17 protein-coding genes and 1 pseudogene are annotated in these 14,056 nt (G+C 49.1%); 17 read left to right on the top strand and 1 reads right to left on the bottom strand.

The window, feature by feature from the left end; genetic code table 11:
* Window positions 1–44 precede the first annotated feature (44 nt).
* Window positions 45–821, top strand: a complete 777-nt coding sequence (locus SYN_RS11135) for a prepilin peptidase (protein WP_011418238.1) — start codon at window positions 45–47, stop codon at window positions 819–821.
* Between the two features lie 6 nt (window positions 822–827).
* Here the strand turns inward: SYN_RS11135 and SYN_RS11130 are convergent, their stop codons facing one another.
* Complete coding sequence (locus SYN_RS11130) at window positions 828–1,508, bottom strand: Crp/Fnr family transcriptional regulator (protein WP_011418237.1); 681 nt, start codon at window positions 1,506–1,508, stop codon at window positions 828–830.
* 302 nt (window positions 1,509–1,810) lie between these two features.
* Between SYN_RS11130 and SYN_RS16595 the strand changes: the two genes are divergently transcribed.
* The 16 genes and pseudogenes from SYN_RS16595 to SYN_RS11060 all read left to right on the top strand — a co-directional run bounded on the left by SYN_RS16595 (window position 1,811) and on the right by SYN_RS11060 (window position 14,055).
* Window positions 1,811–2,275, top strand: a complete 465-nt coding sequence (locus SYN_RS16595; protein ID WP_049749983.1) for a GspH/FimT family pseudopilin — start codon at window positions 1,811–1,813, stop codon at window positions 2,273–2,275.
* A gap of 161 nt (window positions 2,276–2,436) precedes the next feature.
* Window positions 2,437–2,574 (top strand): annotated as a pseudogene (locus SYN_RS17090) (prepilin-type N-terminal cleavage/methylation domain-containing protein); the annotation flags it as partial.
* Between the two features lie 3 nt (window positions 2,575–2,577).
* The gene (locus SYN_RS15395) at window positions 2,578–2,886 is read left to right on the top strand and encodes a hypothetical protein (protein WP_237671288.1); all 309 of its coding nucleotides are present in this window, start codon (window positions 2,578–2,580) and stop codon (window positions 2,884–2,886) included.
* A gap of 37 nt (window positions 2,887–2,923) precedes the next feature.
* The gene (locus SYN_RS11115) at window positions 2,924–4,051 is read left to right on the top strand and encodes a PilW family protein (RefSeq protein ID WP_011418234.1); all 1,128 of its coding nucleotides are present in this window, start codon (window positions 2,924–2,926) and stop codon (window positions 4,049–4,051) included.
* A gap of 46 nt (window positions 4,052–4,097) precedes the next feature.
* Window positions 4,098–5,288: a PilX N-terminal domain-containing pilus assembly protein gene (locus SYN_RS11110; protein WP_041585033.1), complete on the top strand. Its 1,191-nt coding sequence runs from the start codon at window positions 4,098–4,100 to the stop codon at window positions 5,286–5,288.
* 313 nt (window positions 5,289–5,601) lie between these two features.
* Window positions 5,602–5,772 carry a hypothetical protein gene (locus SYN_RS16355; RefSeq protein WP_011418231.1) on the top strand — a complete coding sequence of 57 codons (171 nt, stop codon included), beginning with the start codon at window positions 5,602–5,604 and terminating at the stop codon, window positions 5,770–5,772.
* A gap of 170 nt (window positions 5,773–5,942) precedes the next feature.
* Window positions 5,943–7,631: an arginine--tRNA ligase gene (gene argS, locus SYN_RS11105; RefSeq protein WP_011418230.1), complete on the top strand. Its 1,689-nt coding sequence runs from the start codon at window positions 5,943–5,945 to the stop codon at window positions 7,629–7,631.
* A 31-nt stretch (window positions 7,632–7,662) separates the two neighbouring features.
* Entirely contained in the window at window positions 7,663–8,766 is a 1,104-nt protein-coding gene (locus tag SYN_RS11100; protein ID WP_011418229.1) for an SPOR domain-containing protein, read from the top strand.
* Between the two features lie 145 nt (window positions 8,767–8,911).
* Window positions 8,912–10,246, top strand: coding sequence for a signal recognition particle protein (gene ffh, locus SYN_RS11095; RefSeq protein WP_011418228.1), 1,335 nt, complete (start codon window positions 8,912–8,914; stop codon window positions 10,244–10,246).
* 81 nt (window positions 10,247–10,327) lie between these two features.
* The gene (gene rpsP / locus SYN_RS11090) at window positions 10,328–10,579 is read left to right on the top strand and encodes a 30S ribosomal protein S16 (RefSeq protein WP_011418227.1); all 252 of its coding nucleotides are present in this window, start codon (window positions 10,328–10,330) and stop codon (window positions 10,577–10,579) included.
* Window positions 10,580–10,787: 208 nt separating this feature from the next.
* Window positions 10,788–11,018, top strand: coding sequence for a KH domain-containing protein (locus tag SYN_RS11085; RefSeq protein WP_041585032.1), 231 nt, complete (start codon window positions 10,788–10,790; stop codon window positions 11,016–11,018).
* An 8-nt stretch (window positions 11,019–11,026) separates the two neighbouring features.
* Window positions 11,027–11,527 (top strand): ribosome maturation factor RimM, encoded by a 501-nt coding sequence (gene rimM / locus SYN_RS11080; RefSeq protein WP_011418225.1) that lies wholly within the window; start codon window positions 11,027–11,029, stop codon window positions 11,525–11,527.
* A 12-nt stretch (window positions 11,528–11,539) separates the two neighbouring features.
* Window positions 11,540–12,292: a tRNA (guanosine(37)-N1)-methyltransferase TrmD gene (trmD, locus tag SYN_RS11075; RefSeq protein ID WP_011418224.1), complete on the top strand. Its 753-nt coding sequence runs from the start codon at window positions 11,540–11,542 to the stop codon at window positions 12,290–12,292.
* Window positions 12,289–12,891 (top strand): RNA methyltransferase, encoded by a 603-nt coding sequence (locus SYN_RS11070; RefSeq protein ID WP_011418223.1) that lies wholly within the window; start codon window positions 12,289–12,291, stop codon window positions 12,889–12,891. Before trmD ends, SYN_RS11070 begins: the two co-directional genes overlap by 4 nt.
* A gap of 57 nt (window positions 12,892–12,948) precedes the next feature.
* Window positions 12,949–13,296 carry a 50S ribosomal protein L19 gene (rplS, locus tag SYN_RS11065; RefSeq protein WP_011418222.1) on the top strand — a complete coding sequence of 116 codons (348 nt, stop codon included), beginning with the start codon at window positions 12,949–12,951 and terminating at the stop codon, window positions 13,294–13,296.
* A gap of 129 nt (window positions 13,297–13,425) precedes the next feature.
* Window positions 13,426–14,055 carry a ribonuclease HII gene (locus SYN_RS11060; protein WP_049750051.1) on the top strand — a complete coding sequence of 210 codons (630 nt, stop codon included), beginning with the start codon at window positions 13,426–13,428 and terminating at the stop codon, window positions 14,053–14,055.
* The last annotated feature ends 1 nt before the right edge of the window (window position 14,056 follow it).

Raw genomic sequence — 14,056 nt, 5'->3', positions numbered from 1 at the left:
GTGGAAGGAAGCGGGGTCGCAGAGATGAATGGAGTCTTTAAAAAATGACGATGACGGAGTTGGGGGCGATATTTGCGTTCATCCTGGGCGCCGTGGTGGGAAGCTTCCTGAATGTATGCATCTGGCGGATTCCGGAAGGTCTGTCCATTGTCAAGCCCGCCTCCCATTGCCCGGATTGCGGCCATCCCATCCGCTTCTACGATAACATCCCGCTGATCAGCTATCTGATCCTGAGGGGCCGCTGCCGGGCCTGCGGCGGAAGAATTTCACTGCGCTATCCCTTTGTGGAAGGACTGACGGCCCTGATGGCCCTGTTCCTTTTCTGGAAGTTCGGCCTCACCCTGAAATTTCTTGCCGCGTTTATTTTTGTGAGCGCCTTGATCCTGATCACGTTCATCGATATCGATTACCAGATTATTCCCGATGTCATTTCGCTGCCGGGTATCCCGATCTGTTTTCTCATGGCGGTGTTCATCATGGACCTCTCATTCATGGACGCTCTGCTGGGGTTGCTGATCGGCGGCGGTTCGCTTTATCTGGTGGCCGTCCTCTATGAACTGGCGACAAAGCGGGAAGGCATGGGCGGGGGGGATATTAAACTGCTGGCTCTCATGGGCGCCTTTCTGGGATGGAAGTCCCTGCTGTTTATCCTGCTGGTCAGTTCGTTGGTGGGGGCCGTTGTGGGCATATCGATCATGCTGGCTAGAGGGGGCGACATGAAATACGCCGTGCCTTTCGGCCCTTTTCTGTCTCTTGCCGCTGTAGCCTATCTTTTTGTCGGCGAATATGCCACCAATCTGTTCCTCTACCACCAGTTGTAAAGACGGTTAACGGGTGCGGCGCTTCAATCGATCGAGATCCTTTATGATGATCGCATTTCTGGAGGTCGTCACCATCCCTTTATCTTTCAGGATTTTCAATTCCTTGTTAATGCTTTCCCGAGTAACGCCCAGCATGGCGGCCAGTTCCCGCTGGGACATCTGGACGCGAAATTCCCCGGGTTCCTCACCGTGAGTTTGAGTCGGCTTCGCCAGTTCAAGAAGGCGTTTGGCCAGGCGGGCGGAAACCGTAAGAAAGGACAGTTCCGCAAACAGATCATCCGTTCTCCGGAGGCGCATGGAAAGAGCACGGAGGATGGAGCGAACGGCGTTTTCATTCTCAATAAGGAAGGGGAAAAAATCATTGCGGTCCAGAACATACAGGATGCTGTCTTCAAGGGCTGTGGCGTCGGCTGACCGGGGTTGTTCGTCCAGCAGGGCCATTTCTCCGAAAAAATCCCCGTCTCTCAGCAGGGCAAGAGTGACTTCATCTCCGAGTTTGTTGGAAACCCCGATTTTAATCAATCCTTTTATGATGATGTAAAAGGTCGAGCCGATATCGCCTTTGTGAAAAAGAATTTCTCCTTTTTCAAGGGAACGGCGCTGAAGCAGCGACTCCAGCCGCCGACGCTCAGAATCGTTCAGGGATTCGAAAAGAGGGATCTGCTTGAGTAGGTCCGTTATGCTCATGGCATGTACTCCTGAATTAGTTTCATTTACTGAATTAGGTTGATACTTGCAGCCAATTGCATCTTGTTAACAGTGATTTAATTTCACGATTTGAATAAATAGTCAATGTTCTTTACCGCGGCACGGGAAATTTCATGAGAAAATCGGGTTGAATTCAGTAAATGAAGAAAATAAAAGGTGAACAGAATCACACATGCCCGCACGGATAGAAGTTGACAGGCATTTATTTTTAAACATAATATATTCTGCTTTTTAAAATGATCGTGTATGCGGGGATGTTTGTGAGTTTCAGGGGGAGAAAGATGACGCGTTATCGGGAACGGGGTTTCACGCTGGTCGAACTGATGATCGTCATTGTCGTCATAGGCATCCTGGCCGCCATAGCCGCCCCCAACTACCAGTCTTTCATGGCCCAGCGTCGACTGAACGGCGCCGCCCGTCAGATCATGTCCGATCTGATGGCAGCTCGGATGCAGGCGGTGAGTCAGAATCGCAGCATTAAAGTATCTTTTCCCACCACGGCGGGCGGTACGTACACCTATGATGCTGATGACACAAACAGCCCGACCTATGCTGTAAAAAATATCCAAACGGGCTATGGATATTATGATGTAACAGTTTTGGCGACCAACAACATCATTTTCCTATCCAACGGCACGGCTTCCCCCAGCGGTTGTGGGACAGCCACCGTAACGAATGCGATTGGGTCCCGTGACATAAAAGTATCGAGCGCAGGGAGAGTTCGAATTGATGCGACATCGTCTTGAGATTCTTTGCCTACAATGTCCTGATGAGCTTTCGGTTTTGGATAAAAAGGAAATGAAAGGCTGAGTATAAAAAAGGGCCTGAGTCAATCATCCTGTATTCAGAAAAATTGAAAAATTATTTGTGAGCAAGCCGTCAAGGTTGGTCCAGAGAGGCAGCAAAATTGAGCTTTAGCATTGAATGCAAAAAAAAAGACTCAGGTGAAACGTCTCAAGGTAATTCGCGCGTTAAAAGTTTCCGTGCAGGGTTCACTCTGATTGAGGTCTTAGTGGCAATTTGCCTTATAGGTATTGCCCTGTTGAGCATGACCAGTTTAACGACAATGGTTATCAAAGGGAATGCTTACAGTAAGACCCGGACAACAGCCACGACGCTGGCTAAGGATAAACTGGAGGAACTGAAAAATACGTCTTATTCCAATTTACCCAGCAGTGGCACTGATTATGCGGCGAGCACGGGTGCGGTTCAAGCTTCAGCTACAGGCGCTTACTATACGAGAGAATGGGAGATTGAAGACTCTGTGGCCAATGTGAAGAACGTTACAGTAACTGTGAGTTGGCCATGGCAGGGAAGTGAGCGGAATGTGGCGTTAAAAACAATGGTGAGCAGATAGCGATTTCCTATTTTTGTAAACTCAGGAATGGATTTCTATGCACGGATATTCAAAATATTTTAAGTCCTCACATGGTTTTACCCTTATCGAGATACTGATTGCCATGGCAATAGGTCTTGTCATTCTGGGTGCGTTGTATGGCGTCTTTACGATGCAGAATAAAACATTGAGCAATCAAGAGCAGATTGTTGAAATGCAGCAGAATGCCAGAGCCGCCATGGATCTGCTGACCCGAGAGATCAGCATGGCAGGATATAATCCCAAAAACATCAGCGATACAACCAGCCCCCGGATCAGTGCGGCAACAGCGAATTCCATCAGCTTCGTCGTTGATCTGAATGGCGATGGGGACACGGCAGATTCCAATGAAAACATTACCTATGACATTTACACATCCAATGGAGTGAAGTGCCTGGGGAGAACGACGAGCGGATCAAAGCAGCCGGCGGTAGAGCATATCGAAAATATGAATTTAACATACCTCCTGAGTGACGGGACCGAGACGACAACTCCAAACTCGACACAGCTTGAGAGTATCGTAAAGGTTAGAGTATCCGTAACGGCAGTGTCAGCCAAGCCGGACTCCAATACGGGTAATTATATGACTTACACGCTTACCTCAGAGATTGTTCCCCGCAATCTCGCGTTGAGCGGGGCCAATCTCGCTTTTTCAACACCGTCTTCATCGGGTTCCGGAGGTTCAGAAGGTGGAGAATCGGGATCTGACAATGGTGGTTCCACGGATGGCGGAGAATCGGGATCCGATGGCGGGGGGGCCACGGATGATGGAGGCTCAGAGGGTGGAGAATCGGGAGTTGACGATGGTGGTTCCACGGATGATGGAGGCTCAGGTTCTGATACCGGCAGCTTGACCGATCCAACCATCGCCAACATTTCTCCTGTTTCCGGTGGGGCGGTAACAAAAGGAACAACGGTATCATTCTGTGCAGACATTACGCATCCATCCGGTGTGGATCATGTTACTCTCTGGGTGGGGGAGGACAGCGCAACAAACGATATCGCGACGACCGGCAGCGGCGATCGATATTGCGGGTCGTTTAAGGTTCCTTCTGGAAAAGGCAAAATCGTGATCTTCAAATTTGTGACGGTTGATGACACCGGTGCTTCACACACCAGCAGTGAATACAGCGTGACGACCAATTAATTGGGTGATTTCGTTAATTGCAGCAATTTGATTGTCAGGAAACCTTATGAAACCGAAAATAACCGTAAAACCGTTGGCAGATGAAAAAGGGATGGTTCTTGTTGTGGCTCTGCTGCTTATTGCTGCTTTAGCCGTTCTGGGAACAACGGCTGTATTAACCAGCACGACGGACATGAAAATCAGCAGCAATTACAAAACAAACAACGAAGCTTTCTTTATTGCGGAAGCAGGGGCCGAACGGGCAAGGGAACTCCTGCGAAACGATACCGCGGATGGCACGGAGACTCCTGTATCTGAGCTATTAACGGATCTTTTAGAAGCAAGAGTAGGGTCCAACGGAACACTGTCTGACAGTGATGCCTTTACAAATTTCTATGCGGATGGGGCGTGGGTGAGTGACGATGTTCCCTATATCTCGAATACGAATTTCGGGTCGGGATACTACCGGGTTTACCTGACCAATAATTTCAACGATGGGGTGACATCCACAGCGGATACGGACGAAGAAGTGACCCTTACCTCTTTCGGATTCGGTCCCAATAATTCCCGCGCCGTGGTTCAGATTAAAGTCCGAAAAGTGACGACCCCTGATCTACCTGGCGCCGTCGTTCTTCCCGGTCCGAATGTGAATTGCGCGGTGGGTTCCAGTGGCGCACAGGATGTTGACGGGGGTGCAAAGCCGGGCATTGCTGTCGGAACAGACGCGGCATTAACAAGTGTGAAAAACGGTACCAGTAAACCTGGGAATATTACAGGCAATCCATCCGGTATTGCGAAAGTGACTATGGGAGCCCCCTGGAACAGCAAAGCGGACATCCTGGCACTATATCAATCTCTCAAACAAGTGGCAACATGTACCGGTTCTTCCTGCGCCATGGGATCGAGCGCGAGCGATATTGTGGTTATTGACGGAGATGCCGGATATACCGGTAATGATCATGGATATGGAATACTGGTCGTAAACGGGAATCTGACTCTCGGCGGCAACATCGATTTTGATGGATTGGTTCTTGTTTTAGGTACAGCCACCCTTGTGAGGAATGGCTCAGGTAACGGCACGATCAGCGGAAGTCTTGTTGTCGCCAATACCAATACAACGGACAACAGCCTGGGAGTGCCAACCTATACCACAAACGGTGGAGGGAATTCATCTATCGAATATAATTCCGGGGCATTAATTAATTCCCTTAAAAATTCTCCCTTTGTCAAGAGTGCATGGCGTCAATCCGGCATGTAATGACCAGTGCATTTACCGCGACTGCAGAAATCTGGAATTGGTGCTTCTTGAGTGCAATTGACATAAAGAGCAGGTGAATTCGGTCCATCCCGATTAGAGACCCATAAAATGTCTTGACTTCAAAGGAGTATAAAGATAGTTTAACCGCAACCTTGAAGCGGGTTGCGGCACTATTTCGTTGTGATCCTGCATCGCAGATTATTCGTCTGAATCGGACTCACTTCATTTTTCTGTCATCCGTTGAAAAAATGGATTTTCTTCATTAATTCTGAGTATGTAACAATGGTTCAGGCCGTAACGGGAGGGTCTTAAAATGTCGGAAAGGAAAATCTGTGCGATCTGTGCATGGAGAGCCAATTGTCAGAAACGATTCAATGTGGTTACAGATTCTATGGGGAATGTCCGTTGCCCGGATTACAGCCGGGATCTTTCCATCAAGGATAAGGATATTGATGAGGCGGAAAAGAAGGATCGCAGTTCCTGAGCAGGCGTAGCCGGGAGCTGGGCAAATTATCCGCTCAGGCATATATTTAACCTGTTGGCGGTATCCGGGAAATGCCGGATGCCGGGAAGTTGGCCTTCATGGCCAACTTTTTTTAATGTTTAGAACTTCAATGAAAGAAAAGTCCTTTTGGGAATAAATAGTAAGGTCGCATGCAAATTATGATTGGCAGCTCAATAAAGCATCGATTGACGATGCTGGTAAAAAACGCGGTGGATGGCTGTGTCGCGGAAGGTCTGCTGGCCGGGGGAAATTTCCCTCCTGTGGAGATGGAAATGACGAAGGACACGGTTCATGGGGATTATGCTACGAACTTTGCCATGGTCATGGCTTCCCACGCAAGGATGAATCCCCGTAAAATTGCCGAAATGATCAGCAGTCATTTTCGGGATGGGGAGCAGATTCTGGAAAAAACCGAGATTGCCGGTCCCGGATTCATCAATTTTTTTGTCCGGGAAAACGTCTGGGCCGAGCAGTTGAAAGATATTGAAAGCCTGGGAAATCATTACGGATCGGCAGAAACAGGCCGGGGGAAGAAAGTCCAGGTTGAATTCGTCAGCGCCAATCCCACGGGGCCGCTGCACATCGGTCATGCCCGGGGGGCCGTGGTCGGTGATGTCATTGCCAATATTCTTGGGATGTCCGGTTATGAAATCTTCCGTGAATATTACATCAACGACGCGGGCAACCAGATGAACAACCTGGGAAAATCAGTCTGGTACCGCTACCAGGAATTGTTAGGAAGATCCGTCGAATTTCCCGATACCTGCTATCAGGGGGATTACATCCGGGAGATCGCCGGAGACATTCTGAAAAAGGATGGAGACATCCACCTGACAAGCAACGAAGATTCGAACATCCGGTTTTTTACGGATTATGCCGCCGGGATCATCCTTGAAGAAATCAAGCAAGATCTGAAAGATTTCGGTATCGTCTTTGACAAGTATTTCAGCGAACGCGAGCTTTATGTCAATGATGGAGTCGCCAGGCTGCTGGCCGATCTGGAAGAAAAAGGGTTTATCTATCGCGATGATGAAACCCTGTGGTTCAAGACCACGGATTTCGGGGATGACAAGGACCGGGTCGTCGTTCGTAAAAACGGCGAACCCACCTATTTTGCCGCGGATATCGCCTACCACAAAAACAAGTATGAAAGGGGGTTCGACTCGGTCATTGATATCTGGGGTGCGGACCATCATGGCTATATTCCCCGGATGCATGCCGGGATTCAGGCCCTGGGGCACTCGAAAGATGCCCTGCGCGTCGTACTCGTGCAACTGGTCAACCTTCTGCGGGACGGCAAGCCCGTGGCGATGTCCACGCGGTCCGGCGAGTTCGTCACAATGAAGGAAGTGGTCGACGAAGTGGGACGGGATGCGGCGCGGTACAATTTTTTGATGCGGCGTTCGGACAGTCATCTGGACTTCGATCTGGAAGTGGCCAAGAGGCAGTCCAATGAAAACCCCGTTTATTATGTCCAGTACGCTCACGCAAGGATCTGCAGTATTCTTCGGATGGCCAAGGAACGGGGAATTGAGCTTCCCTCCTTTGAAAATGTGGAACCGCAGCTTTTGCGAATTCCCGAAGAAATCGCCCTGATCAAGACCCTTACCCGCTTTCCAGAGGTAGTCGAAGGAAGCGCCCGGACGCTGGAGCCCCATCGCATCACTTTTTATCTGAATGATCTTGCCGGTCTGTTCCACAGTTACTACAACAAATACAAGGTGATTTCGGACGATGAAGCCATGACCCGGACAAGACTTTTCCTTGTGAAATGCATTCAGACGGTTTTGAAAAACGCGTTGACCCTCCTTGGCGTTTCCGCCCCGGAAAAAATGTAGGGTATCATTTTTAAGGTGGTATGGGTGAAACATGGCTGCCGATAACGTCAAACGTTTTGAAGTCCGGTTGGGAAAGTGGGGGTTGGGCATTTTCATTGCCGGGATGTCTCTCCTGATTTTTTTCTCTTTCCTGTTTGGTGTAATGATCGGCAAGGATATCGATGCCAATCCGGAGAAGTATTCCTGGGGGATTGCCCGGCATGTGCTGGGTCCGTCGATTCCGGCGGAGAATCCGGTAGCCCCTGAACAGCAGAAAACGGTGGCAGCCGTAAGGGATGTCGGGAAAGAGCAGCCGACTAACGAAAACTCCGAATACGATATTTCCGACTACGACACCCTGTCAAAGAAAAGCAGCAGCCTGAGGAATTCGAATACCGGAAACGCAGGCGCAGATCAACTGGCTGACGAACCGGCAGCACAGGTGGGCGAGGGGATGCCTCTGGCAAAGTCTTCTCCTCCGGTAGTTTCTGCAGCACCGGCAGCCCCACCCATTCCGGCAGTTCCTGAGGCTGGCCTTTACCCCGTGAGTAGGCCGGGGCTGGAGAAAAAAGAGGAGAAAAAGATTGCAGAGAGAAAAACGGCATCGGAAGCTCATCCTCAGCGCTCTGCCCTTGTTTCCCCAAAAGAAATCGAGAAAAAGCCGGTTGTAAAACTGACTCGTGAGAAAGAAAGAGAGATCGGACTTTCGATTGCTGAAAGAAAGAATGTCCGTAAAGAAGAAAAACATATCACTGCTGAAAAGAAGCCCGATCCAAGGGTAGAAAAGGGTGTCATCGCGGCGAAGAAAAACAGCCTGAAAGTTGAAAAAACCCTGGCTGCTGAAAAGAAATCAGATAAGGCCGCAAGTCCGAAGGAAGTCAAAAAAGAGGAAAAGATTCAAAAGCCGGAAGGGAAGAAATATATCGCTCAGGTTGCATCCTATCAGGACAGGAGAAAAGCCGATCAGGTCGCTGGAAAGTTGAAGTCTATGGGATACAATACCCGGGTTGTGCCTATGGATTTGCCGGGGAAAGGACGTTGGTACCGATTGACGATCGGTGGTTTGTCCAGCCATGAGAAGGCAAAAGAAGCAGTAGCAAATATCGAAAAGAAAATAGGGGCTTCCAAGGGGTTTATTCGCCCGGAGGGAGAATAGGCGAGCTGTTTATCCAAAGTTTGTCCCGGATAAGAAAAAAAAGACAACTTGTCGGCGAAAAAAAATAGTACTGGGAAAAAAGCAAGGCATCCCAACGGGCAAATGCACCCGGGGCAGTTTGAATTAAAATACAGGAAATTTATCCATGTTTGAGAATTTAGCGGAGAAACTCGAAGGGGTTTTCAAAAGACTGAAAGGTCGGGGACGCCTGGATGAAGAGAACATCAAGGAAGCCCTCAAGGAAATCCGCATGGCTCTGCTGGAGGCGGATGTCAACTTCAAAGTCGTGAAAGACTTTATCGAGGAAGTGCGTTCCCGGGCCGTAGGACAGGAGGTTCTGGAAAGCATCACCCCTGGCCAGCAGATCGTAAAGATCGTGCATGACCGACTTGTAGAACTGCTGGGCGGTACGAGCAGTCAGTTGAGATTCGGGAGCCGGTTCCCCGCTCCGATCATGCTTGTGGGTCTTCAGGGGTGCGGTAAAACCACGACAGCCGTAAAACTGGCCAAGGTCTTGGCAAAAGGCGGTAAGCGGGCAGGACTTGTTTCCGCTGACGTATACCGTCCTGCAGCCATGGAACAGTTGAGGGTGATGGCGCAGAAGATCGGCGCCCCGGCTTTTAACGCGGACAGCAGTCAGGATCCCGTAAAGATATGCGTGCAAGCCGTTGAAGAGGCAAAGAGGAACGGCTATGAGGTGCTGATCCTTGATACCGCCGGTCGTCTGGCCATCGATACCCAGATGATGGAGGAATTGAAGCAGATTAAAAACGCCGTTAATCCTTCCGAGATCCTCTTTGTCGCCGATGCCATGACCGGTCAGGACGCAGTCAATGTTGCCGCGAAGTTCAACGAACTGCTGGGCATCGACGGCGTCATCATGACTAAGATGGATGGTGATGCCCGCGGCGGCGCGGCACTTTCGCTAAAAGCGGTCATGGGCAAACCCATCAAGTATGTGGGTATCGGGGAAAAAATCGACGCTCTGGAAGTTTTTCATCCGGAACGCATGGCTTCCCGCATCCTGGGAATGGGCGACATCCTCAGCCTTGTCGAGAAAGCTCAGACGGTCGTCGATGAGAAACAGGCCCGTGAGCTGGAGCAGAGAATACGGAAGAATGAATTTACCCTGGAGGATTTTAAGACGCAGTTGCTGCAGATCAAAAAAATGGGTTCACTCCAGGACATCATCGGGATGATTCCCGGTTTGAACAAACTGAAATCTTTGAAACAGGCTACGCCGGATGAGAAGGAACTGGTCAGGATCGTTGCCATCATTGATTCCATGACGAAAAAGGAACGCCTCAATTATCAGTTGATTGACGGGCAGAGGAGAAAACGGATCGCTTTGGGAAGTGGAACGACTGTGCAGGATGTCAATCGGCTGCTGAAAAATTACGCGGATGTAAAAAAGATGATGAAGAGGATGACCTCCAAGGGAGGCATCAAAGCGTTACGTCGAGGCAATTTCCCCTTTTAAAAAAGAAAAACCTGTGTTAAAAGTTAGGCTCAGATAATTTTAAAATTAAATTATATCATTGGGAGGTATTTAGCAAACAGGATGGCAGTCAAGATAAGATTAGCGCGTATGGGGGCAAAGAAGAAACCATTTTATAGAATTGTTGTATCTGATTCTGAATCTCCCCGTGATGGCAGATTCCTGGAAATTGTAGGCAATTATGATCCAGGGAAGGATCCCGCAGAAGTCAACGTTAAAGAAAGCAGGCTGTTGGAGTGGCTGTCCAAAGGGGCCAAGCCGACTTTAACGGTTTCCCAGCTTCTACAGAAAAAAGGGATCAAGGTTGGTGCTTAATCATAAAAAGTGCCTGTGAACAGATAACCTCTGCCGGTATGTGTTTTTGAGTATGGAACAACAGCGACCCAACGGTGAAAAGGGATTTGCAGCGGTTTTGTAAGGCTGTAGCCTTTTAAACAGGCACAGTGAGCTGGAAGAGGATTGCCGTAAAAAGTCGATATCTGCAAAAGGTTTTTTCGAGGATATTTCCGTGGAGGTTACGACAATGAAAGATTTGATCAAGTACATCGCTCAGGCATTGGTGGATAACACCGATGCGGTGGAAGTTTCTGAGGTTGTTGGCGAGCAGACATCTGTGATTGAACTTCGGGTGGCAAAAGAAGACTTGGGCAAGGTGATCGGCAAACAGGGCAGAACTGCAAAAGCAATGAGAACAATTTTGAGTGCGGCTTCGACCAAACTTCGGAAGAGGGCTGTTCTTGAAATAATTGAGTAATCAGATTAATGAAGTTCTTTGAAATTGGGGAAATTGTCAAATCTCATGGCCTGAAAGGGCGGATGAAAGCGAAGTCTTATGTTGAGAATGGTGAAGACCTTTCTTCCGTGCATGAGGCTATGATCGTTAAAGGAAAAGAGGAACCCAGAGGATATAAAGTCAGGAAAATTGTTCTCCATAAAACTTATTTCTTCCTGGAACTCGAAACGATTGATACTGTAGAGAGTGCGGATTCTCTTGTCGGAAGCACGGTCCTGATTCCTGAAGATGATCGGGCGGCACTTTCAGGAGATGAATATTACTGGCGCGATTTGATGGGACTTCAGGTCGTTACGGAAGAAGGACGCTTTCTGGGACGTATCGAGAGCATTTTTCCGACAGGAAGCAATGACGTTTATGTTTGTGCCGGCGGATCACGGGAAATTCTCCTGCCGGCAATTTCGGATGTGATTCTGAAAATTGATCTCGACAAGAAGGAAATGGTTGTCCGTTTACTTCCAGGACTTTAGGAAAGTGGTATCATGCTCCGATTCGATATTCTTTCCACCTTTCCCGAGATGTTTGATTCTCCCTTCAGCTGCAGTCTTCTCAAGAAGGCTCAGGATAAGGGGCTGATTGAAATCCGCCTGCACAATATCCGCGATTATACGGAGGATCGTCATCGGATGACTGATGATGCTCCCTATGGAGGCGGTGGCGGAATGTTAATGAAAGTTGAGCCGGTCGATAAGGCTCTCCGGTGCATAGAAGCTGACCGAGACCATATCCCGGTTGTTCTTTTGACTCCTCAGGGGCAGGTATTCAATCAGGAGGTTGCGGAAGAGCTGTCAAAGCATTCCCGAATCGTTCTCATCTGTGGACACTATGAGGGTGTCGATGAGCGAATTCGGGTGCGGCTGGCTAATCGGGAAATTTCAATTGGTGATTATGTCCTGACCGGCGGGGAACTGTCTGCCATGGTGCTGGTTGACTCAGTTTCTCGCCTTGTGCCCGGGGTTTTGGGAAACGTGGATTCCGCTGCCTTTGATTCATTTTCATCAGGGCTTCTCGAATATCCCCAATATACAAGGCCAAGTGAATATCGAGGGTGGAAAGTTCCGGAAGTTCTTTTGTCCGGCAATCACAAAACAATCGATTCCTGGCGCCGGAAGGAGGCGCTGAAACGGACCTGGTTGCGCAGGCCGGATCTGATCGAAAAAATGGTTCTTTCGGAGGAAGATAGAAAATTACTCTGTGAAGTGATACAAGTCGATTCGGAAGTGAACAACTGTTGAGCGAAGAAACAAGGGTAGGGGATCCGCCTCCGTATTATCTCGTTCTCCTGCATTATCCGGTTTACGATAAGAATGGCTGTGTGGTAACAACAGCCGTCGCGAATATGGATGTTCATGATATAGCGCGGGCTGCCAGGACTTATGGCGTTCAGCGCTATTATATTGTGACCCCGCTGGAAGCGCAGGTCTCGCTGGTGGAGAAGATCATCGCGCACTGGAAAAACGGATACGGCGCTGTATTCAACCCGTCGCGGCGGGAAGCCTTTCAAAGGGTCTGCGTTAAAACGAGTCTGGATGACGTTCTGGAGAATGTTGCCGACCTGTCCGGTAAGGAAGTTCGTCTGGTGGTTACTGGCGCCGGTTTATCGGATAACGTCATCACCTGCAAGTCTCTGAAATCGATGATCGAGCAGAATGAAGTGGCCTGCATCATTGTCTTCGGTACCGGATCAGGGCTGGCAGCGGAAATCCTTGATCGTGCCGATTATCGACTTTCGGCCATCAAAGGACCTTCGGATTATAATCATCTTTCCGTCCGCTCGGCAGTATCAGTCATTCTGGACCGGGTATGGGGGAGGATGGATGAGAGTTTGGAATAAAAACTCATTTTTAGTGAAATATTCAACAATGCATAAATATCAAGGAGGATTTGTCCTATGAATGTGATAACCATGCTGGAGCGAGAACAGATGCGCGGGGATATCCCCGATTTCAGGCCGGGGGACACGGTACGCGTTCATATCCGCATCATTGAAGGTCAGAAGCAGAGAATCCAGGCTTTTGAAGGGATTGTCATTCGCAAAAAAGGAGGTCTCTCGCAGGCAAGTTTTACGGTAAGAAAGATCTCCTATGGAATTGGTGTTGAGAAGACTTTTCCGATCCATTCACCGTCCATTGATCGAATCGATGTGGTGACCCGGGGGCGCGTGCGGAGAGCCCGTCTTTATTATCTGAGAGGTCTGCAGGGCAAGAAGGCGCGAATTAAGGAACTCAGAAAGGTCTGATCTTCCGGCAAACGATAGAGATATGGATTTTCTGATTCGGATGTACGGATGTGAATATCGGTAAAGCATGACCTGAAGAAATCCACATCGAACTGTTGGTCAACTTCTCCTTTTCTGTCTGTGATCGGGATGGACCATTTTGAGCGGGAAGCATATGAGGACGGCTATCGGGTAATTGCCGGTGTTGATGAAGCCGGGAGAGGGCCGCTGGCGGGACCGGTTGTAGCTGCGGCGGTAATCCTTCCTCATGGGTATTCGCACCCGGAAATCACCGATTCCAAAAAGCTTTCAGCCGGGAAGAGAGAAAAACTGTATGAGGTGATTAAGAGAGATGCCCTTGCCATCGGTGTCGGTGTTGTGGAATCGCCTGTCATAGACCAGGTCAATATTCTGCGGGCCACTCTGAGGGCGATGGCTGAAGCGGTAGATGACCTTTCAATAAGGCCGGATTTTCTTCTCGTGGATGGACTGCACCGCATTTTCCTGAACATTTCGCAGAAGACCATTGTTAAAGGAGACACATTGAGTGTCTCCATTGCCTCTGCCTCGATCATCGCCAAAGTTTCGCGGGATCGAATCATGGAAATTTATCACCGTCAGTTTCCCCAGTACAATTTTCTTAAAAATAAAGGGTACGGCACGAGAGAACACCGTGAAGCCATCCAGAATTTCGGGTTCTGTAAAATCCACCGAAGATCATTTAAGGTAAAAAGTACGAAACCTCAATCCCTGCAGACTGTTAACCTCTTTGATTTTTAGG

This window comes from Syntrophus aciditrophicus SB, assembly GCF_000013405.1.
Classification (GTDB): domain Bacteria; phylum Desulfobacterota; class Syntrophia; order Syntrophales; family Syntrophaceae; genus Syntrophus; species Syntrophus aciditrophicus.
Note: the sequence above shows the minus strand (reverse complement) of the source record. Positions and strands in the feature narration are given on the sequence as shown.